Source organism: Ancalomicrobiaceae bacterium S20, from assembly GCA_040269895.1.
In the GTDB taxonomy this organism is placed as follows: domain Bacteria; phylum Pseudomonadota; class Alphaproteobacteria; order Rhizobiales; family Ancalomicrobiaceae; genus Methyloraptor; species Methyloraptor flagellatus.
In genome coordinates, this window is sequence record CP158568.1 from 1,695,377 (window position 1) to 1,714,618 (window position 19,242).

General features: G+C 68.6%; 15 protein-coding genes. 9 read left to right on the plus strand and 6 right to left on the minus strand.

The window, feature by feature from the left end:
- Positions 1 to 14: 14 nt before the first annotated feature.
- The gene (locus ABS361_07895; protein ID XBY46139.1) at positions 15 to 1,301 is read right to left on the minus strand and encodes an N-acetylmuramoyl-L-alanine amidase; all 1,287 of its coding nucleotides are present in this window, start codon (positions 1,299 to 1,301) and stop codon (positions 15 to 17) included.
- Between the two features lie 828 nt (positions 1,302 to 2,129).
- On the opposite strand from ABS361_07895, the gene ABS361_07900 reads away from it, so the two are divergent.
- The 4 genes from ABS361_07900 (at position 2,130) to ABS361_07915 (ending at position 7,343) form a co-directional block, all read left to right on the plus strand.
- Entirely contained in the window at positions 2,130 to 4,940 is a 2,811-nt protein-coding gene (locus ABS361_07900) for an Rne/Rng family ribonuclease (protein ID XBY46140.1), read from the plus strand.
- 236 nt (positions 4,941 to 5,176) lie between these two features.
- Positions 5,177 to 5,596 carry a hypothetical protein gene (locus tag ABS361_07905; protein XBY46141.1) on the plus strand — a complete coding sequence of 140 codons (420 nt, stop codon included), beginning with the start codon at positions 5,177 to 5,179 and terminating at the stop codon, positions 5,594 to 5,596.
- Positions 5,593 to 6,768 carry a glutathionylspermidine synthase family protein gene (locus tag ABS361_07910; GenBank protein ID XBY46142.1) on the plus strand — a complete coding sequence of 392 codons (1,176 nt, stop codon included), beginning with the start codon at positions 5,593 to 5,595 and terminating at the stop codon, positions 6,766 to 6,768. The genes ABS361_07905 and ABS361_07910 overlap by 4 nt, the downstream gene beginning before the upstream one ends.
- Positions 6,769 to 6,773: 5 nt before the next feature.
- Positions 6,774 to 7,343, plus strand: coding sequence for a DUF1566 domain-containing protein (locus ABS361_07915; GenBank protein ID XBY46143.1), 570 nt, complete (start codon positions 6,774 to 6,776; stop codon positions 7,341 to 7,343).
- A gap of 12 nt (positions 7,344 to 7,355) precedes the next feature.
- Here ABS361_07915 and ABS361_07920 read toward each other — a convergent pair whose 3' ends face one another.
- The 4 genes from ABS361_07920 to ABS361_07935 form a co-directional block, all read right to left on the minus strand.
- Positions 7,356 to 8,270: a LysR substrate-binding domain-containing protein gene (locus tag ABS361_07920; GenBank protein ID XBY46144.1), complete on the minus strand. Its 915-nt coding sequence runs from the start codon at positions 8,268 to 8,270 to the stop codon at positions 7,356 to 7,358.
- Positions 8,267 to 9,331 (minus strand): putative sulfate exporter family transporter, encoded by a 1,065-nt coding sequence (locus ABS361_07925; protein ID XBY46145.1) that lies wholly within the window; start codon positions 9,329 to 9,331, stop codon positions 8,267 to 8,269. The genes ABS361_07920 and ABS361_07925 overlap by 4 nt, the downstream gene beginning before the upstream one ends.
- A gap of 174 nt (positions 9,332 to 9,505) precedes the next feature.
- Positions 9,506 to 10,036, minus strand: coding sequence for a peroxiredoxin (locus ABS361_07930; GenBank protein ID XBY46146.1), 531 nt, complete (start codon positions 10,034 to 10,036; stop codon positions 9,506 to 9,508).
- Positions 10,037 to 10,212: 176 nt separating this feature from the next.
- Positions 10,213 to 11,121, minus strand: coding sequence for a LysR substrate-binding domain-containing protein (locus ABS361_07935; GenBank protein XBY46147.1), 909 nt, complete (start codon positions 11,119 to 11,121; stop codon positions 10,213 to 10,215).
- 207 nt (positions 11,122 to 11,328) lie between these two features.
- Between ABS361_07935 and ABS361_07940 the strand changes: the two genes are divergently transcribed.
- The 5 genes from ABS361_07940 to ABS361_07960 all read left to right on the plus strand — a co-directional run bounded on the left by ABS361_07940 (position 11,329) and on the right by ABS361_07960 (position 17,451).
- A complete protein-coding gene (locus ABS361_07940) occupies positions 11,329 to 12,516 on the plus strand; it encodes an aminotransferase class V-fold PLP-dependent enzyme (protein XBY46148.1) in 1,188 nt (395 codons plus the stop codon).
- Positions 12,517 to 12,871: 355 nt separating this feature from the next.
- The gene (locus tag ABS361_07945; protein XBY46149.1) at positions 12,872 to 13,834 is read left to right on the plus strand and encodes a CoA ester lyase; all 963 of its coding nucleotides are present in this window, start codon (positions 12,872 to 12,874) and stop codon (positions 13,832 to 13,834) included.
- 390 nt (positions 13,835 to 14,224) lie between these two features.
- Positions 14,225 to 15,391: a malate--CoA ligase subunit beta gene (locus ABS361_07950; GenBank protein ID XBY46150.1), complete on the plus strand. Its 1,167-nt coding sequence runs from the start codon at positions 14,225 to 14,227 to the stop codon at positions 15,389 to 15,391.
- Positions 15,392 to 15,405: 14 nt separating this feature from the next.
- Positions 15,406 to 16,314: a succinate--CoA ligase subunit alpha gene (gene sucD / locus ABS361_07955; GenBank protein XBY46151.1), complete on the plus strand. Its 909-nt coding sequence runs from the start codon at positions 15,406 to 15,408 to the stop codon at positions 16,312 to 16,314.
- A gap of 165 nt (positions 16,315 to 16,479) precedes the next feature.
- On the plus strand, positions 16,480 to 17,451 hold the full coding sequence (locus tag ABS361_07960; protein ID XBY46152.1) for a D-glycerate dehydrogenase: 972 nt from the start codon (positions 16,480 to 16,482) through the stop codon (positions 17,449 to 17,451).
- A 145-nt stretch (positions 17,452 to 17,596) separates the two neighbouring features.
- Here ABS361_07960 and ABS361_07965 read toward each other — a convergent pair whose 3' ends face one another.
- A complete protein-coding gene (locus ABS361_07965; protein XBY46153.1) occupies positions 17,597 to 19,078 on the minus strand; it encodes an MDR family MFS transporter in 1,482 nt (493 codons plus the stop codon).
- Between the last annotated feature and the right edge of the window lie 164 nt (positions 19,079 to 19,242).

Below are 19,242 nucleotides of genomic sequence, written 5' to 3' on the forward strand. Positions count from 1 at the left end.
GCGTCCGGACGACGTCAGTTCGGCGCGCGCGCCACATGCTTGGCGAAGAAGCCGTCGATCGAGTCGAGGATCGCGGCGGTCGACTTCTCCTGCCATTCGGGCGAGCGCATCAGGGCCTCGTCCTCCTTGTTCGACAGGAAGCCGATTTCGACCAGCGCCGAGGGCACGTCGTGCGCCTTCAGGACGCGCAGGTTGCCATAACGGTGCGGATTGCCCTTCACCAGCCGGCCGACCGTCTTCATGCGATCGAGCAGCGCGGTCGCGAAATCGTGGCTGAACTGCTTGGTCTCGCGCATGGTGAGGTCGATCAGGATGTCGGCGACCTCCTCGCCGGCCTCCTCCGGCAGGATGCCCGCGATCTGGTCGGACTGGTTCTCCTTGGCCGCGAGCGCCGCGGCCTGGGCGTCGGAGGCCTTTTCGGCCAGTGTATAGACCGTCGTGCCGCGCACCGAGTGGTCATACTCCGCGTCGCAGTGGATCGAGAGCAGCAGGTCGGCGTGGTGCGAACGGGCGAATTTCACCCGATCGCCGAGCGGCACGAAGCGATCGTCGGTGCGGGTGAGCAGCACCTCGTAGCGGCCGGAGGCCTCGATCTTCTTCTTCAGCCGCTGGGCGATTTCGAGCACCACGACCTTCTCGGGCGTGCCGGTCGCCGGGCTGACCGTGCCGGCATCGAGGCCGCCGTGACCGGGGTCGAGCACGATCAACGGCTTGGCGCGCCGCGGTTTGTCGGTCTGCGGCAGCGCCACGGCGGTCGCGGTTTCCTCCGCGAGGCCCGCGTCGCCTTCGGGGCGCCAGGCGCGCATGCGCCCCTGTTCGGCGGTCGCCTCCTGGCGGGTCGCAGGCGCAAAGCCGACGACGAGCAGCGCCGCGCCGTCGTCGCCGACGCTGACATCGAGGCGCTCCAGCCGGACGGGGCCCGAAAGATCGAAGACGAGCCGCGAGCGGCCGGTCGCGAACAGGCCGTAGCGCCAGCCGGTGATCGACCCTGCCTTCAGCCGCGTCGGATCGGTGCCGAGGTCGAAGCGGACCTCGGGGAGATCGATGACCACGCGGTTCGGGGCGGTCAGCACGAAGGCGTCGACCGCGACCGGGCGGTCTATGCGGATCTCGAAGCGGGTTTCGCCGCCCGCCTCGAACAGGCGGACGTCGCGCGCGACCGGGACGCCGGCCTTGGGAGACCGCGCGATCTTGGGCACGACCGAGGTCGCCGGCGCGGCCACGGCCGTCGCCTTCGACGTCGTTTCGGCGCCGATCAGCGCAGGTTGCGTGCAGATCAGCGCCGCGCTCGCGATCAACACGCGCGCGACACCGCCACCGCCCAAACCGAATCGCCCTGCTCTCATGGTCGTCGATCGGTCCCGCTTATTTCGGTCATCTCGACCGCGCCCCCGTCCAGTACATGGCCAGAGGGCGGTTAACCGTGGCTTTACGATCGCGGCTCTCGACGCGGTCGCGAGAAGTCATCGTTCGGGCAAGACTTGCAAAGTCTGGTCCCGGGCCTTAAAGATGCGGACAAGGAATTCGTCCTCAGTCCGAGTCCGTTCCGGGCCACTCAGCCGCCCTCACGACGTTCGGATCCGGTACGTTCCGATCCCGGTCCGCCTCGTGCATACGATCGCGGGCCCCATGGCATCAAGAGGGTCGAGGGCGTGATGCGCCCCGGCACTCCGATCCGCCGATCAAGGGATCGTCGACGCAGTCCTCCGGGTCCCACGTCCGCGGCCATCGCGCCCGGAGCTCCGGCTCACCGCCGGATCGCTTCGGAGGGCGTTCTCGATGCCGCAAACCGGGGTTTTCCGGTCGGCGTGGACATCGATCCGACATGTGGGCGTGACGCGTTTCGCAGGCCCGCTTCGCGAAGTACTTCGGGCCGGTTCCCACAAGGGACGCCGGCCCGTCCAAGAAACAAGGGTCGTGTCAACGGCCATGGTCGATACGAATGGCACTGTCGTGGCGAACGATCGGGGTGAAGTGACCCCCGGTTCTTCGTTGCGTCGCCGTTCACTGACCGCTGCCCCGACGGCGACCCCATCTCTCCCAACTTTCGAACCATGCGGCCTGCGCGCGACGGTTCCGTCCCCGAGGGGACGGCGGATCGCGGACGCGGGCCGTGGAGCTTTGCATCCATGGCCAACAAGATGCTCATCGACGCCACCCATCCGGAGGAGACCCGGGTGGTGGTGGTCCGTGGCAGCCGCGTCGAGGAATTCGACTTCGAGGCGGCCTCCAAGAAGCAACTGCGCGGGAACATCTATCTCGCGAAGGTGACCCGGGTCGAACCGTCGCTGCAGGCGGCGTTCGTCGACTACGGCGGCAACCGGCACGGCTTCCTCGCCTTCTCCGAAATCCATCCGGACTACTATCAGATCCCGATGGCCGACCGGCAGGCGCTGCTCGAAGAGGAAGCGCGCATTCAGGCCGAGGCCGATCGTGACGAGGGCCGTCGCCGGCCGGCGCGCGCCGCGGCGGCGTCCGAGAACGGCGACGAGGTGTCCGACGAGGACGCCGAGGACCAGGTCGAGGTGACCGGTGCGGAAGACGCGCTGGAAGAGCTGCCCGAGCGCCGGTCCAACCCGCGCTCCAGCCGTCGCCAGTACAAGATCCAGGAAGTGATCAAGCGCCGGCAGATCCTGCTGGTGCAGGTCGTCAAAGAAGAGCGCGGCAACAAGGGTGCGGCGCTCACGACCTATCTGTCGCTCGCCGGCCGCTATTCGGTGCTGATGCCGAACACCGCACGCGGTGGCGGCATCTCCCGCAAGATCACCTCGCCGACCGACCGCAAGCGTCTGAAGGCGATCGCGACCGATCTCGAAGTGCCCGAGGGCATGGGCGTGATCGTGCGCACCGCCGGCGCGGCGCGCACCAAGGCCGAGATCAAGCGTGACTTCGAGTACCTGCTGCGCCTGTGGGAGAACGTGCGTGAGCTCACGCTCAAGTCCTCCGCGCCGAAGCTGGTCTATGAAGAGGGTTCGCTGATCAAGCGCTCGATCCGCGACCTCTACAACAAGGACATCGACGAAATCCTGGTCTCGGGCGACGACGGCTATCGCGAGGCCAAGGACTTCATGCGCATGCTCATGCCGAGCCATGCCAAGAACGTCCAGCACTACAAGGAGCCGACGCCGATCTTCACCCGCTTCTCGGTGGAGAGCCAGCTCGACGCGATGTTCTCGCCGCAGGTCACGCTGCGCTCCGGCGGCTACATCGTGATCAACCAGACCGAGGCGCTGGTCTCGATCGACGTCAACTCCGGCAAGTCGACCCGCGAACACAACATCGAGGACACCGCGCTCCAGACCAATCTGGAAGCGGCGGAAGAGGTGTCGCGCCAGCTCAGGCTGCGCGACCTCGCCGGCCTGATCGTGATCGACTTCATCGACATGGAGGAGAAGCGGAACAACCGTTCCGTCGAGCGCAAGCTCAAGGATTGCCTCAAGAACGATCGCGCGCGCATCCAGGTCGGCCGGATCTCGCACTTCGGCCTGATGGAGATGTCGCGCCAGCGCATCCGCACCGGCGTGCTCGAGAGCTCGATGGTGATCTGCCCGCACTGCGCGGGCACCGGCATGGTGCGCTCGACCGAGTCGGTCGCGCTGCATGTGCTGCGCAGCCTGGAGGAGAGCCTGATCCGCCACGTCACGCACGACCTGATCGTGCGCACCCGTTCGGCGGTCGCGCTCTACATCCTGAACCAGAAGCGCGCGCATCTGTTCGATCTCGAGCGCCGGTTCGGCCTGGAGATCACGATCCTCGCCGATGATCATGCCGCCTCCAACGGCCACCTGTTCACGGTCGAGAAGGGCGAACCGGTCACGCCGCGGGCCATCCCGGTCCAGCAGATGGTCACGCCGCAGTCGGTCGCGATCGACGACGAGGTCGAGGATCTGGTCGACGAGGTCGAAGAGGACGAGATCGAAGAGGACGAGGAGGCCGGCGAGAGCCGCGAGCCGTCGCGTCGCGACGAGCGTCCGCGCGGCGAACGCGGCCAGGGTGAGCGTGGCCAGGGCGAGCGCGCCTCGGGCGAACGGGCCCAGGGCGAACGTCCGCAGGGCGAACGCGGCGAAGGTGACGAAGGCGGCCGCCGGCGTCGGCGCCGGCGTCGGCGCGGCCGGGGCCGCAATGGCGAGGGTGATCGTCCGGTGGGCGGCCAGCCGCGTGCCGATCGCGGCGAATTCGTCGACGATCAGGCCGAGGAGGGCGACGCCGAGTTCGAGGAGAACGAGGATCTCGCCGCCGAGGGCATGGAGACCGAAGGCGCCGAGACCGAGTCGAACGGCGGTGACGCCGAGGGCGGCAACGGCGACCAGCCGCGCAAGAAGCGCCGGCGCGGCCGTCGCGGCGGCCGTCGCAACCGTCGCGAAGGCGGCGAGAATGGTGCCGAGGGCGGTTTTGAAGCCGGTTCCGAGGACGAGGGCGACGACAGCGACGCCGATGGCGACGAGTCGGATGCGGGCGAGATCCGCGGTGACGCGGTCGAGGCCGTGCCGGCGCCCGCCGTCGAGGCGCCGACCGTCGAAGCGCCCGCAGCCGAGGAGATCCCGGACGTGGTCGTGATCGACCGCGAGACGCTGGTCGCCGAGGTCGAGGCGCAGAAGAAGCCGCGCAAGCGGGCGCCGGCCAAGCCGCGCGCGCCTCGCAAGACCAAGGCCGGGGCCGCCGCGGAAGCGGCCGCCGCCGAAGGCGTGCAGGCCGAGGCCGAGCCGGTGGTGCCGGTGCCGGCGGTCGAGCCTGTGGTCGAGGCCCCTGCCCCGGCGATCGAAGCGACGGTCGTCGAGGCTGCGCCGGCGAGCGAGGCTCCGGTCAACGTCGAGGCCGAGGTTGCGTCCGAAGCCGAACCCGAAGAGGCCGCGCCGGCGAAGCCGGAGTTGACCTCCACGGAGGCGGATCCGACGAAGCCGAAGCGGTCCGGCTGGTGGGCGCGCAAGGGCTTCCTCTGATCCCGGCGACCGATGCCGCCCGGTCTCCCACGCGGGATGATCTGAAGGTGACATCACAGTGAAACGGACCCCGGCCCAGTCTCCGACTCGGCCGGGGTTTTCGTCTCGCGGCGCGGCGCGGCCTCCCCCCCGGCGGCTCGACAGAGACGACGAAAGGCAAGTGGGCGTGGACGGGGCCGGTATCGGTGCATGATCGTTGCCGGATCGGCGCGTCGACCAGGGAGGGTCGCGTCGGAATGAAGAGTTCGACCCAGATTACCTTGCTCGCGGCCGGGCTGTCGGTCGTCGGTGCCGGCGCGATGAGCGAGATCATGCGCGGCCGCGACGCCTGCCGCGGCATCAGTCCGGAGATGCTGCAGCGAAGCATCCCGCTGTCGCCGGAACAGCTCCAGCGCGTCGAAGCCTGCGAGAAGGACCGGGCCGGCCATCGCGGCAGCGGCTCGTCGAGCAGCCGGCGCTGGTGGTCGTGGTCGTCGGGGTCCGGATGGTCGGGGTCGTCATCCGGCTCCGCGTCGACCGCTCCCTCCTCGAGCCTATCGTCAGGCGGCACGCGCGCGCCCGCCGGCACCGTATCGAAGAGCGGGACCAGCACGACGCACGTCTCGACCGGGGGCTTCGGCTCGACCGGTTCCTTCCACATGTCGGGGGGCTCATGAAGCGCATCCGCTCGCGGCCGCGTGCCAACCTCGATGTGCGCGCCGCCGAACTCGGCTTCGGGCTTATCACCATCGACGGCGCGCCGTACTGGGACGAGAGCGCCTACTACGCCTTCACGCTGGACCAGATCGAACAGGATCTGGAAGCCCCGAGCGCCGAGCTCGCCGAGATGGCGCTCGCGCTCGTGTCGCTGGTGGTGCGCGACGAGCGCCGCCTCGCCCGGCTCGGCGTGCCCGAGCATGCCTGGGATCTGGTCCGCGAGAGCTGGAGCCGCACCGATCCGAGCCTCTACGGCCGCTTCGATCTCGCCTATGACGGCCAGGGGCCGGCGAAACTGCTCGAATACAATGCCGATACGCCGACCGCGCTCTACGAGGCGGCGGTGTTCCAGTGGTTCTGGAAGGAGGATCTGCTCGCCGCCGGGCAGTTGGCGCCCGGCACGGACCAGTTCAATTCCATCCACGAAAAGCTGGTCGCGCGCTTCGCGGCCATCGCGGGCGGGCGGTTCCTGCACCTGACCGCGATGGCCGACAGCGACGAGGACCGGCTGCTGGTCGACTATCTCGCCGATTGCGCCCGGCAGGCCGGCATGGCGACGCATTTCGTGGCGCTCGGCGCGATCGGTCTCGAAACCGGCGCGGCGCCGTTCATCCCGCGCTTCGTCGACGACGAGCGCCGGCAGATCGACCTGCTGTTCAAGCTCTATCCCTGGGAATGGGTGTTCGCGGACAGTTTCGGCCAGGCCGAGCCGATGCGGCATGTCGGCTTCATCGAGCCGGCGTGGAAGGCGATCCTGTCGAACAAGGGCATCCTGCCGATGCTCTGGGACATGGAGCCCGGCCACCCGAACCTGCTGCCGGCCTTTTTCGAGGACGATCCGCGCGCGGGCGAACTCGGGCGGTCCTATGCGCGCAAGCCGCTCCACTCGCGCGAGGGCGCCAATGTCACCCTCTACGACGGCAGCCGCATCGTCGATCGCGAGGGCGGCACCTATGGCGCGGAAGGCTTCATCCGCCAGGCGCTGGCGCCGATCCCGAACTTCGACGGCAATTTCGCCACGATCGGAAGCTGGATTGTCGGCGACGAGGCCTGCGGCATCGGCATCCGCGAGGACGCGACGCCGATCACCAAGAACACCAGCCGCTTCGTGCCGCATGTGATTGTCGGATGAGGCCCTTGATCCATCGTTTCCGGCCCCTCCGGACCGTCACGCGCGGCGGTTCGATCGTCGGCACCGTTTTGGCGCTCGCCCTTTCGGCCGCGTCGCCGGCGCGTGCGGCCGGGCAGCAATGCGATCCGGCCCGACCGCTCGATACGCCGACCAAGAACTTCGAGATCAAGGGGGCGACCGCCATCGACAGCCAGACCGGGCTCGAATGGCAGCGGTGCGCCCACGGTCTCACCTGGAGCGACGGCGCCTGCACCGGCACGCGCAAGGGCTTCACCCTGAACGAGGCCCTGGCCGCGGCCGAAGCGGCCGGCGACGGCTGGCGTCTGCCCTCGGCGCAGGAGATGGATTCGATCCTGGAGAGTGCCTGCACCGGTCCGGCGATCAATCTCGACGTGTTCCCGGACGTGCGCCCGACGGCCGACGATTCCGAGGACGACTGGGTCTTCTGGAGCACGACCCACTACGACATCATCCCGGAGATGGCCTACATCTTCAATTTCGCGACCGGCATCGCCGACGTCCGCTCGCCGGCCTTTCCGTTGTCGGTCAGACTGGTGCGACCGGTCAAACGCTGACGCACAAGGCTTTCACGTGTCCGCATCCGCCAGCCGCTCCGCCTCGCTGCGATAGCGGTCGACCAGCGCCATGAAGGCGGTCGCGGCGCCTGTCGGGGTGCGGTCGGCGTTGCGGAGCATCTGGAACGGGCGTTCGGCGAAGAAACTGTCGAGCGCGACGAGGCGACCGCTGGCGATGGCGCCGGCGGCGGCGAGCGCCGAGACGGCGGTCACGCCCGCGCCGGCGGCGACCGCCGCCATGACCGCCTCGTTGGACGGCAGCTCGAGCGCGACGTCGAGCGCCTTCGGGTCGCCGCCGCGGCGGATCGCGGCCTCGAATTCCGAGCGGGTGCCCGAACCGCGCTCGCGCAGCACCCAAGTGCGTCCGACGAGCGCTTCCAGCGCGAGCGGCGCCTCCGGGCCCGTGTGCCGCGCGGCCGAGCCGACGATCATCAGCCGGTCGCGCGCGACGGTGCGTACCGAAAGCCCCTCGCCGCGCACCTCGCCCTCGACGAAGCCGAGATCGGCCGTGCCCTCCGCGACCGCGCGCGCGACCGCCTCGGTGTTGCCGATCGCGAGCTCGACCGCGACATCCGGGTGGGCGGTACGGAAGGCGACGATTCGCGCCGGCAGCCAATAGGCCGAAATCGTCTGGCTCGCCTCGATGCGCAATGCGCCGGCAATGCGGCCGGCGAGTTCGGCGAGCCTGAGTTCGGCCCGGCGCGCCTCGGCCAGCACGGCGCGAGCGTCGTCCAGGAAGGCGCGGCCGAGATCGGTCAGCACGATCCGGCCGGCCGGCCGGTCGAACAGGCGGACGTCATGCCGGGTCTCGAGCGCGCGGATCGCGGAACTGACGGCGGACGGGGTCAGACGCAGCACCGCCGCGGCGCGGGTCAGATGTTCCGCTTCCGCGACGGCGATGAAGATCCGCAACTGTTCCAGCGTCATGCACCGCCTGCGACGAAGACTGCCACCATCAGATAAGAGAACACCGTCACGAAGGTCCAGGACAAGGCCGCCAGCGCGAGGGGCCGCCATCCTTCGCGCGCAAGGTCGGCGGGGCGGATCGCGAGGCCGAGCGCGCCGAGCGCCCCGGTCAGCAGCACGGTGGCGACCACGCCTGCGATCGAGACCACCACGGGCGGGATGTCGATCACGCTCCCGGCGAAGGCCAGCGCCGCGAAGCCGAGCACGAACAGAGGGAACGGCACCTTCGCCGCCGCCTCGCCCGCCTCCGCGCGGCGCAGTCGGCCGACGAGCAGGACCATCGGTGCGAGCAGCACGACCCGATCGAGCTTGGCGATGGTCGCGATCGTGCCGGCCTCGGTGCCGCGCTGGAAGCCGGCCGCGACCACCTGCGCCACCTCGTGGATCGCCGCGCCGGTCCAGATGCCATAGGCGCGCGCGGTCAGGCCGAAAAGGTCGCCGAGCAGCGGAAACAGGATCATCGAGACGCTGCCGAACACGGTCACGCAGGCGATCGCATAGGCGACGTCCTCGCGGCGGCTCCGGCTGACCGAGGTCATCGCGGCGATCGCCGAAGCGCCGCAGATCGAGGTTCCGGCGGCAACCAGATCGCCGAGTTCGCGGCGGATCCCCATCCAGCGGCCGACGAGGCTCGTGAAGGTGAAGGTCGCGACCAGCGTCGCGGCGGCGATCGCAAAGCCGATCCAGCCAAGGCCGGCGAGCTTTTGCGGCGTGATCTGGAATCCGAGCAGCACGACGCCGAAACGCAAGGCGAAGCGCGCGATGTCGGACAGACCCGGCCCGGCGAAGGTCGTGATCCGGCCGCCGGCGACAAAATTGGCGAGCATGCCGATGGCAATGGCCAGAATCAGCGGCGACACCGCGCCGAACAGCGACACGGCGTGAAGTCCGAAGGCCGCGGCGGTCAGCCCGGCGGCGGCGACGAGGGCCGGGCCGAGCACGGCCAAGCGGGCAAGGGCCGGCGTGACGCGGCCGGTCAGGCCGACCGGCGGGGCGGACGATGGGGCGGCGTGGTTCGACATGGACGGCACTCCCGAGGATGTGCGTCATCCATGCGACCGGGCGGACGATCCTTGCCATGTCGAAATATCGAACGCGGCGTTCCGATCCAGCGAACGGCGGCGCCGAACGCCGCGTTCGAGCGGCTCGAAGCGCACTCGGCAGCGGCGCCCCCTGCATCGCCCCGGAGCGCTGGATCAGCGCGCCCGGAGATACTCGAGCATGGTCTCCGCGCCCGAGACGGTGACGCCGACGCCCGGTGGATCGTCGCGGAGGCCGGGCTCGACGAAGAACTTCCTGACCGCGCCGTCCTCGACATGGGCCGAATAGCGCCAGCTTCTCAGGCCCATGCCGGTCGACGTGCGCTTGACCAGCAGTCCCATCAGGCGGGCGAAATCGCCGTTGCCGTCCGGCAGCATGAACACTTTCGAGACGCCGAGCGCCTTCGCCCATTGGAACATCACGAAAGCATCGTTGACCGAGGTGCACAGGACGGCGTCGATGCCGAGCGCGCGGAACTGGTCGTAGGTGGTCTCGTAGCCGGGCAGATGCGTCTCGGAGCAGGCCGGCGTGAAGGCACCGGGCACGCCGACGAGCACGACGTTGCGGCCGGCGAACAGATCGGCCGTGGTCACCGACTTCCATTCGTAAGGGTTCGGGCCCGCGAGCGCGTCGTTGCGGACGCGGGTCGCGAAGGTCACGTCGGGTACGCGGTCGATGGTCGGCATGGGCTCTGGCCTCCCGAGGCGGTCGAGAACGGCGGCGTCTTCAGCGCCGCCTTTGCGCGGCGGATGCTAGTCAGCGGCGCCGCCGCGGCCAAGCCATCGGAGGGCTCGCGGCTCGATAACCGTCCCCGTCCGGTGACCGACTACCGCGGAGCCATGATTCTTTTTCATGGAGTACCTCACGCCGCGGCCTTGCCGCCCTCGGCGATGAGCCAGTCCTTGAACAGCGCGGCCGGCTCGGAGAGCGGGATATCCTTCGGGTGAACGACGTAGAACGACCGCTCCGAAGTCAGCGCGACAGGCACCGGGCGCACCAGATCGCCGCGGGCGATGAAGTCTTCGGCCAGACGCTGGCCGCACAGCGCGATGCCTTCGCCGCGCACCGCAGCCTGAAGCAGGATGAGGTAGTTATCGAAAGTAAATCCGCGCTTCAATTTTTTTAAATCGATACCAAGACCCTTGAACCACGTGTCCCATGTCACCCAGTTGCGATCGAATGCTCCGAGATGGAGTAGAGTTTCTTCGGCGAGATCTGCGGCATTCTGAAGCGGTGGGCGCTTTTCGAGATATTGCGGTGCACAAACGGGCCATATCTCATTGCCGAAAAGCGGCTCGACCTCGACACCGTCCCAGCCTCCCGAGCCATAGCGGATCGCAATGTCGATACCGGCCGAGACCAGGTCGGCGACCGGGGCCGAGGCGACCAGCCGGAGGTCCACATCCGGGTGCTCGGCACGGAACTTCGCCAGCCGCGACATGAGCCAATAGGAGGCAAAACTGACGCTCGACGAGACGGTCAGTTCGCGGGGGTGACGCTTCCTGCGGATATCGACGCAAGTCTTTGAAATATATTCAAGACCCATGGTCACCGCATACTGCAGCCGCGTGCCCTCGCGCGTCATCGTCAGGCCGCGGGCCTGACGGATGAACAGCGTCACGCCGAGGTTCTCCTCGAGCACCTGGATCTGTCGACTGACGGCCGCCTGGGTGAGGCCCATCTCGGCCGCGGCCCGGGTGAAATTCAGGTGCCGGGCGGCGGCCTCGAAGATGACGAGACTGTTCACCGGCGGCAGTGTGCGACGCAGCATAGCCATTACCTCCGCTTATGCCTCCATCATGACGCCGGGGTTTTCTTTTTCAATGACCGAATGCATGGTCTGTCCATCGAGACGGTCACGGGCGACGACGCGGCAACGACAAGCCGGCGCCGGGCGGTCCGGGCGGAGAGCGATCTCCCCTCGGCAACGAGCCCCCTCCCCGGCCGTCGGAGGCAAACATTCATCGAGGCGAGACCCATGCGCTATCATCCCGGCCTGTTCATCCCCGGCCCCACCAATGTCCCGGACGCGGTCCGGCGCGCCATGAACCTGCCGCAGGAGGACATGCGCTCGCCCGACTTCCCGAAGCTGACGCTGCCGCTGTTCGCCGACCTCAAGAAGGTGTTCAAGACCGAGACCGGCCAGCCGTTCATCTACCCGTCGTCGGGCACCGGCGGCTGGGAAGCCGTGCTGACCAACACGCTGAACCCCGGCGACAAGGTTCTGATCTCGAGCTTCGGCCAGTTCTCGCTTCTGTGGGCCGACATGTGCCAGCGCCTCGGCTTCGAGACCGAGGTGGTCGAGGTCGAGTGGGGCGAGGGCGTGCCGGTCGAGCGGTTCGAGCAGATCCTGTCGGCCGACAAGAGCCACAAGATCCGCGCCGTGCTGACGACGCAGAACGAGACCGCCACGGGCGTGACCTCGGACATCGCCGGCGTCCGCAAGGCGCTCGACGCCGCCGGCCACCCGGCGCTGCTCTACGTCGACGGCGTGTCGTCGGTCGCCTCGATCGACTTCCGCATGGACGAATGGGGCGTCGACGGCATCGTGTCGGGCTCGCAGAAGGGCTTCATGCTGCCGACCGGCCTCGCGATCATCTGCGTGAGCCAGAAGGCGATGGAAGCGCACAAGTCCTCGAAGTTCCCGCGCTGCTTCTTCTCCTTCGAGGACATGCTGCGCACGAACAAGGACGGCTACTTCCCCTACACGCCGGCGACGACGCTGCTGCGCGGTCTGCGCGCCTCGCTCGACCTCCTGTTCGAGGAAGGGCTCGAGAACGTGTTCGCCCGCCATCATCACGTCGCCGAGGGCGTGCGCCGCGCGGTCGACGCATGGGGCTTCAAGCTCGTCGCCAAGGAGCCGAAGTGGCACTCCGACACCGTGTCGGCGATCTGGGTGCCGTCGAACGTCGACGCCGTGCAGGTGATCCGCCGCGCCTTCGATCGCTACCAGGTGTCGTTCGGCTCGGGCCTCAACAAGCTCAACGGCAAGGTCTTCCGCATCGGCCATCTCGGCGCGACCAACGAGCTGATGCTGCTCGGCGCGGTCGCCGCGGCCGAGATGGCGCTGGTCGACTGCGGGGCCGAGATCGAGTTCGGCTCGGGCGTCGCCGCCGCGCAGGCCTACTACGGCAGCCGCCGTAACGATCTCGCCAAGGCGGCGTGATCGGCCGGTCGGGGCGGCAACGCCACGGCCTGGGATAGCAGCAACAGGTGCCGGGGCGCTGAGCCCCGGTCATCGAGACAAGTGCCCGATCCGCTTTGCGCCCGGAAGGCGAGAAGCTGATCGGGGACAGAGGTGTAGCCGGATTATTTCCTTTTTGGAAAAAGACCTCATGCGGGACGGAAGCCCCGCTCGCGGTCTCCGGCGGCCCCTCGGTGCCAAGAAATCGGCTAGGGTCGCGGCCGGGGACGGAGAACCGTTTCCCCGAACGGGCGAGCCTTGCCCCGACCCTTCAATGTCGCGGATCAGGAACGATCGCTCGATCGAACAACAATTCGGCGAGCAGCAGGAGTTTTCGATGAGCCATACCCTCTACAAGCCCGTCGCGACGCGCGTGCAGCGTTCGGAGCTCGCGTGCCCGGGCTCCAACCCGACGATGATCGACAAGGCCGCCGACAGCGCCGCCGACTACGTGTTCCTCGACCTCGAGGACGCGGTCGCGCCGGGCGACAAGGAGCAGGCGCGCAAGAACATCATCCAGGCACTGAACGACATCGACTGGAAGGCCAAGGGCAAGACCGTCTCGGTCCGCATCAACGGCCTCGACACGCACTACATGTACCGCGACGTCGTCGATGTCATGGAACAGGCCGGCGACAAGCTCGACACGATCCTGATCCCGAAGGTCGGCACCCCGCACGACGTCTACATGGTCGAGGCGATGGTCAACCAGATCGAACAGGCCAAGAAGCTGCCGAACACGGTCGGCCTCGAGGCCCTGATCGAGACCGCGCTCGGCATGGCCAACGTCGAGGAGATCGCGCGCCAGCAGTATACGCGCCGGCTCGAGGCGCTGCACTTCGGCGTCGCCGACTTCTCGGCCTCGCGCCGTTCGCGCACCGTCGTCATCGGCGGCCTGAACCCGGACTATCCGGGCGACCAGTGGCATGCCGCGATCGACCGCATGGTCACCGCCTGCCGCGCCTTCGGCCTGCGCGCGATCGACGGTCCGTTCGGCGATTTCTCGTCGCCCGACGACTACATCAAGTCGGCCAAGCGCGCCGCCGTGCTCGGCTGCGAAGGCAAGTGGGCGATCCATCCCTCTCAGATCGCACTCGCCAACGACGTGTTCTCGCCGCCGCCGGCCGAGGTCGACCGCGCCCGCCGCATCATCGCGGCGCTGGCGGAAGCCGCCGCCCAGGGCAAGGGCGCGGCCTCGCTCGACGGCCGCATGATCGACGCAGCGTCGGAGCGCATGGCGCAGAACGTCGTGCAGGTCGCCGATGCGATCGCGGCCAAGCAGGGCGCCGCGGCTGCCTGATCGGAATTCCGTTCCGGGCGGCTCGCGCCGCCCGGAACCGCCAAGTTCGAACCGCGCCGCTGGCGCGGTTCGGGCGGCGGGCCCCGGCTCGCACCGCCCGAGGTTTACCGAGTTCGAACCGCACCACCGGTGCGGTTCGGGCGGCAGTCGCCCTCCCCTCGGGCCTTGATCGAGGTGAGCGCCGCTGCCGTTCAGCGACTTCAACGACGAGCCGGCTCCCACGAGGAGCGACGCGGCGCGGACGAGCTTTCGTCCGCGAACGGCAAGGTGCGCCGGCTCGGGCGATACGCATGCGTCATGAATGCCATACGTATGCATGGCGCATGCAAGTCGATCGTTGCTGACGGCATACGGATCAAAATTCGGATTTCAGGGATCGGAGGAAAACCCATGGATATCCACGAGTATCAGGCCAAGGAGATCCTGGCCAAGTTCGGCGTGCCGGTGCCGCGCGGCGGCCTCGCCTATTCGCCCGAGCAGGCCGCCTACCGCGCCCGCGAGATCGGCGGCTCGGTGTGGGTCGTCAAGGCGCAGGTGCACACCGGCGGCCGCGGCAAGGCCGGCGGCGTCAAGGTCTGCAAGTCGGAGCACGAGGTCGAGGAAGCCGCCGACCGCATGCTCGGCCGCAAGCTCGTCACCCATCAGTCCGGCCCGGCCGGCAAGATGGTCAACCGCCTCTACATCGAGGGCGGCGTCAACATCGCCAAGGAGTTCTATCTCGGCTTCGTGCTCGATCGCTCGCTGCAGCGCGTGATCGTGATCGCCTCGTCGGAAGGCGGCATGGACATCGAGGAGATCGCCGAGAAGAACCCGGACTCGATCGTCCGCGTGCCGGTCGAGCCGGCGGTCGGCATGCAGGCCTTCCAGGCCCGCGAGATCGCTTTCGCGCTCGGCATCCCCGGTGCGGCCGTCACCGAGGCGGCGCAGACGATCCTCGGCTGCTACCGCGCCTTCCGCGACAAGGACGGCACGATGCTCGAGATCAACCCGCTGGTGCTGACCGGCGAGAACCATCTCGTCGCGCTCGACGCCAAGATGAGCTTCGACGACAACGCGCTGTTCCGCCATCCGGACATCTCGGAGCTGCGCGACAAGAGCCAGGAGGATCCGCGCGAGACGCAGGCCGCCGACCGTGGCCTCTCCTACGTCGGTCTCGACGGCGACGTCGGCTGCATCGTCAACGGCGCCGGCCTGGCGATGGCCACGATGGACATGATCCTGCTCGCCGGCGGCGCGCCCGCGAACTTCCTCGACATCGGCGGCGGCGCGACCCCCGACCGCGTGGCGAAGGCGTTCCGGCTCGTCACCCAGGACAAGAACGTCAAGGCGATCCTGGTCAACATCTTCGCCGGCATCAACCGCTGCGACTGGGTCGCGCAGGGCGTCGTCAAGGCGGTCGAAATGACCGACCTCAAGCTGCCGCTGATCGTCCGCCTCGCCGGCACCCACGTCGAGGAAGGCCGCCGCATCCTCGCGGAGTCCGGCATCAACGTCATCACCGCCGCCAACCTCGCCGAAGCCGCGAGCAAGTCGGTCGCCGCCGCCAAGGCCGCGTGAGGGAGACAAGACCAATGTCCGTTCTGATCAACAAGAACACGCCCGTGCTCGTGCAGGGCATCACCGGCAAGATCGGTTCGTTCCACACCGAAGAGATGATTGCCTACGGCACCCCGGTCGTCGGCGGCGTCACGCCGGGCAAGGGCGGCACGACCGTCCACGGCGTGCCGGTGTTCGACACGATGAAGGAAGCCGTCGCCAAGACCGGCGCCGTCGCCTCGATCGTGTTCGTGCCGCCGCCCTTCGCGGCCGATTCGATCATGGAAGCCGCCGATGCGGGCATCAAGACCTGCGTCTGCATCACCGACGGCATCCCGGCCCAGGACATGATGCGCGTCAAGCGCTACATGTACCGCTACAAGGCCGAGAACCGCATGCGCCTGCTCGGGCCGAACTGCGCCGGCGTGATCACGCCGGGCGAGAACCTGCTCGGCATCATGCCCGGCCACATCTACCTGCCGGGCCGCGTCGGCATCGTCGGCCGCTCGGGCACCCTCGGCTACGAGGCGGCCGAGCAGCTGAAGGCGCGCGGCATCGGCATCTCGACCTCGGTCGGCATCGGCGGCGACCCCATCAACGGTTCGTCGCACCGCGACATCCTCGAGCTGTTCGAGAACGATCCGGACACCGACGCGGTGATCATGATCGGCGAAATCGGCGGCCCGCAGGAGGCTGAGGCCGGCATGTACGCCCGCGACCACATGACCAAGCCGGTGTGCGCCTATATCGCAGGCCTGTCGGCGCCGAAGGGCCGCAAGATGGGCCATGCGGGCGCGATCGTGTCGTCTTTCGGCGAGAGCGCGGCGGAGAAGGTCGAGATCCTCAAAGGCTGCGGCGTGACGATCGTGCCGACGCCGGCGGAGTTCGGCTCGACCGTCGAGCGCATGCTCGCGGAATGGAAGAAGCCGGTCGCGGCCGAGTGATGATGATGCGCCCGGTCCCGCTCAGGACCGGGCGTTTCGCCGTCGCCGAGGGTTGGGCCCCGACGCGCGGGCTCTGAGCCGCCGATCGGCGCACGCATCGAACGAAACGCCGGCCCGTCGCCATGCCGACCGGTGGGCCGGTCCAGAACAGAAGCGGGAGGAACGATGACGAAGAAGAAGGTTCTGATCACACGGCGCTGGCCGGAGGCGGTCGAGGCCCGGTTGAAGGAGCTCTACGACGTCACGCTCAACGAGACCGACACGCCGATGACGGCCGAGGCCATGCGCGCCGCGCTCGCCGACTACGACGCGGTCTGCCCGACGGTCTCCGACAAGGTCGACGCCTCGGTGCTGGCGGTCTCCGGCCAGCGCGCCAAGATCCTCGCCTCCTACGGCGTCGGCTACAGCCATATCGATACCGAAGCCGCCAAGAAAGCCGGCCTCGTCGTCACCAACACCCCGGAAGTGCTGTCGGAATGCACCGCCGATCTCGCGCTCACGCTCATGCTGATGGCCGCGCGCCGCGCCGGTGAAGGCGAGCGCGAGGTCCGCGCCGGCAACTGGACCGGCTGGCGGCCGACCCACATGATCGGCACCAAGGTCTCCGGCGGCGTGTTCGGCGTGCTCGGCTTCGGCCGTATCGGCCGCGAGGCCGCCAAGCGCGCGCACCACGGCTTCGGCATGAAGGTGATCTATTTCGACCCGTTCCCGGTCAAGCCGGAGCTGGCGGCGGAAACCAATGCCGAGAAGCGCGACACCATCGAGGAGGTGCTGCGCGAGGCCGACGTCGTGTCGCTGCATATGCCCGGCGGCAAGGACAACTACCACCTGATCAGCACCGAGCGCCTCAAGCTCATGAAGCCGACCGCGATCCTGGTCAACACCGCGCGTGGCGAGGTCGTCGACGGCAAGGCGCTGGCCGCGGCGCTGAAGGCCGGCACGATCGCGGGGGCCGGCCTCGACGTGTTCGAGGGCGAGCCGAAGATCGAGCCGACGCTGTTCGAGTGCGAGAACGCCGTGCTGCTGCCGCATCTGGGCTCGGCCACCAAGGCGACCCGCGATGCCATGGGCTACCGCGTCATCGATAATCTGGAAGCCTTCTTCCGGGGCGACGCGCCACGCGACCGCGTGGCGTGATCGAGACGGGCCCGATCTCGCCGGCCTCTGACCGGCCGGCGAGGCCCCCCTGAACGATCGATCGGAATGACCGACGGACTTCAAACACATGCAGCGGGATCGTGAGATCCCGCTGCTCTTGTTTGGTCGGGACTTGCGCTGCCGATCACTCGACCGTCGCGGCCACGGCCTCCTTCGCCACCCGGCCGCGCAGCGGCAGTTCCTTCATCAGGGCCATCGACACGAAGGCGAAGCACTGGATGATCGCCGCGGCGCCGAAGACATGGACGAAGGCCGCGGCCGCCTTGACGCGTTCGACCCCGGCCGCCGCCGCGACTGGGCCATGGCCGGCGCCCTCGAGCCCCTGCACGATGCCGTTCGCCAGCACGATCGCACCGAGCACGGCGATGCCGATCACGCTGCCGAGCGAGCGCAGGAAGCCCATCGCAGCCGTCGCGGTGCCGAGATCGTGCGGATCGGCGGCGTTCTGGACCGAGACCGTGCCGATCGGCCACTGCGTGCCCTGGCCGAGACCGGCGATCACGAGCAGGATCTCGAAGGCCCAGAACGGCAGATAGGGCGCGCCGAGCGCGAAGGTCGTCATCGCGGCGATCGCGACGGCGCTGCCGCCGAGCGCGATGTGCTTGTAGTGCTTGACCCGCGGCGTGAAGCGGCCGGCGATGTTGGCGCCGGCGACCGTGCCGGCGAGCAGCGCGACCAGCGCCGTGCCGGAGAGCGACGGCGGCATGTCGTAGACCTGCTCCAGGAAGATCGGCACGTAGACCGCGAGGCCGACATAGACCGCCGAGGTGAAGAACAGGCTGGTCGCGGCCGCCGCGATCACCTTGTTGCCGAGCACGCGCGGCGGCACGAGGGCCTCTTCGGCGCGCACGACATGGAAGCCGAACACCGCGAACAGGATGACGGCCGCGGCGCCGAGGCCGAGGATCTCGCGCGAGGTCCAGGCGTAGCGCGTGCCGCCCCAGGTCAGCGCCAGCATCAGCGACACGGTCGCGACGACCATCAGCACCGCGCCCAGGATGTCGAGCTTGTGCGGCCGGTGCACCGGCGGCAGGCGCTTCAGGATCGGCGAGGTGATCGACAGCGCCATGGCGCCGATCGGCAGGTTGATCCAGAAGATCAGCGACCAGTGCAGATGCTCGGCGAAGACGCCGCCGAGCACCGGTCCGGCGATCGAGGCGATCGCCCAGGTGCCGGAGATATAGACCATGTAGCGGGCGCGCTCATAGGGCGGCACGATATCGCCGATGATGGTCTGCGCCAGCGCGATCAGGCCGCCGCCGCCGATACCCTGCAGCGCGCGGGCGACGATCAGCACGCCCATGCTCGGCGCCAGCGCGCAGAGCACCGAGCCGACCAGGAAGATCGCCACACCCGCGATCATCACCGGCCGGCGCCCCTTGATGTCGGCAAGCTTGCCGTAGAGCGGCGTCACGGCGGTCGCGGTCAGGAAGTAGGCCGAGACCACCCAGGACAGCCAGTCCGGACTACCAAGGGACGCGCCGATGGTCGGCAGGGCGGGCGCGACGATGGTCTGATCGAGCGCGGCGAGCATCATCGACACGAGCGCGCCGATGACGATCCAGCGGCGGTCCTCGTCCGAGACCGTTTGCGCGGGTGCGTGCATGGGATCTCATCCTGGGGTCTGGCGGCGGCGCGCGCAACGCGCGGAGCGGCCGGACCATAGAGCGGGGAAACTACGGATGCGAGGGGAGATTAGCGCGGAACCCGCACGCGGCCAGCGCATGGCGGCGTGGATCCGGTCGACAGCGGCGAAACCTAGCCGACCCG

Excerpts from the sequence above, each read along its gene's own strand:
- ABS361_07900 (XBY46140.1), top strand. The coding sequence starts at position 2,130 with ATGGCCAACAAGATGCTCATCGACGCCACCCATCCGGAGGAGACCCGG.
- ABS361_07905 (XBY46141.1), top strand. The coding sequence starts at position 5,177 with ATGAAGAGTTCGACCCAGATTACCTTGCTCGCGGCCGGGCTGTCGGTC.
- ABS361_07910 (XBY46142.1), top strand. The coding sequence starts at position 5,593 with ATGAAGCGCATCCGCTCGCGGCCGCGTGCCAACCTCGATGTGCGCGCC.
- ABS361_07920 (XBY46144.1), bottom strand. The coding sequence starts at position 8,270 with ATGACGCTGGAACAGTTGCGGATCTTCATCGCCGTCGCGGAAGCGGAA.
- ABS361_07925 (XBY46145.1), bottom strand. The coding sequence starts at position 9,331 with ATGTCGAACCACGCCGCCCCATCGTCCGCCCCGCCGGTCGGCCTGACC.
- ABS361_07930 (XBY46146.1), bottom strand. The coding sequence starts at position 10,036 with ATGCCGACCATCGACCGCGTACCCGACGTGACCTTCGCGACCCGCGTC.
- ABS361_07935 (XBY46147.1), bottom strand. The coding sequence starts at position 11,121 with ATGCTGCGTCGCACACTGCCGCCGGTGAACAGTCTCGTCATCTTCGAG.
- ABS361_07940 (XBY46148.1), top strand. The coding sequence starts at position 11,329 with ATGCGCTATCATCCCGGCCTGTTCATCCCCGGCCCCACCAATGTCCCG.
- ABS361_07945 (XBY46149.1), top strand. The coding sequence starts at position 12,872 with ATGAGCCATACCCTCTACAAGCCCGTCGCGACGCGCGTGCAGCGTTCG.
- ABS361_07950 (XBY46150.1), top strand. The coding sequence starts at position 14,225 with ATGGATATCCACGAGTATCAGGCCAAGGAGATCCTGGCCAAGTTCGGC.
- sucD (XBY46151.1), top strand. The coding sequence starts at position 15,406 with ATGTCCGTTCTGATCAACAAGAACACGCCCGTGCTCGTGCAGGGCATC.
- ABS361_07960 (XBY46152.1), top strand. The coding sequence starts at position 16,480 with ATGACGAAGAAGAAGGTTCTGATCACACGGCGCTGGCCGGAGGCGGTC.
- ABS361_07965 (XBY46153.1), bottom strand. The coding sequence starts at position 19,078 with ATGCACGCACCCGCGCAAACGGTCTCGGACGAGGACCGCCGCTGGATC.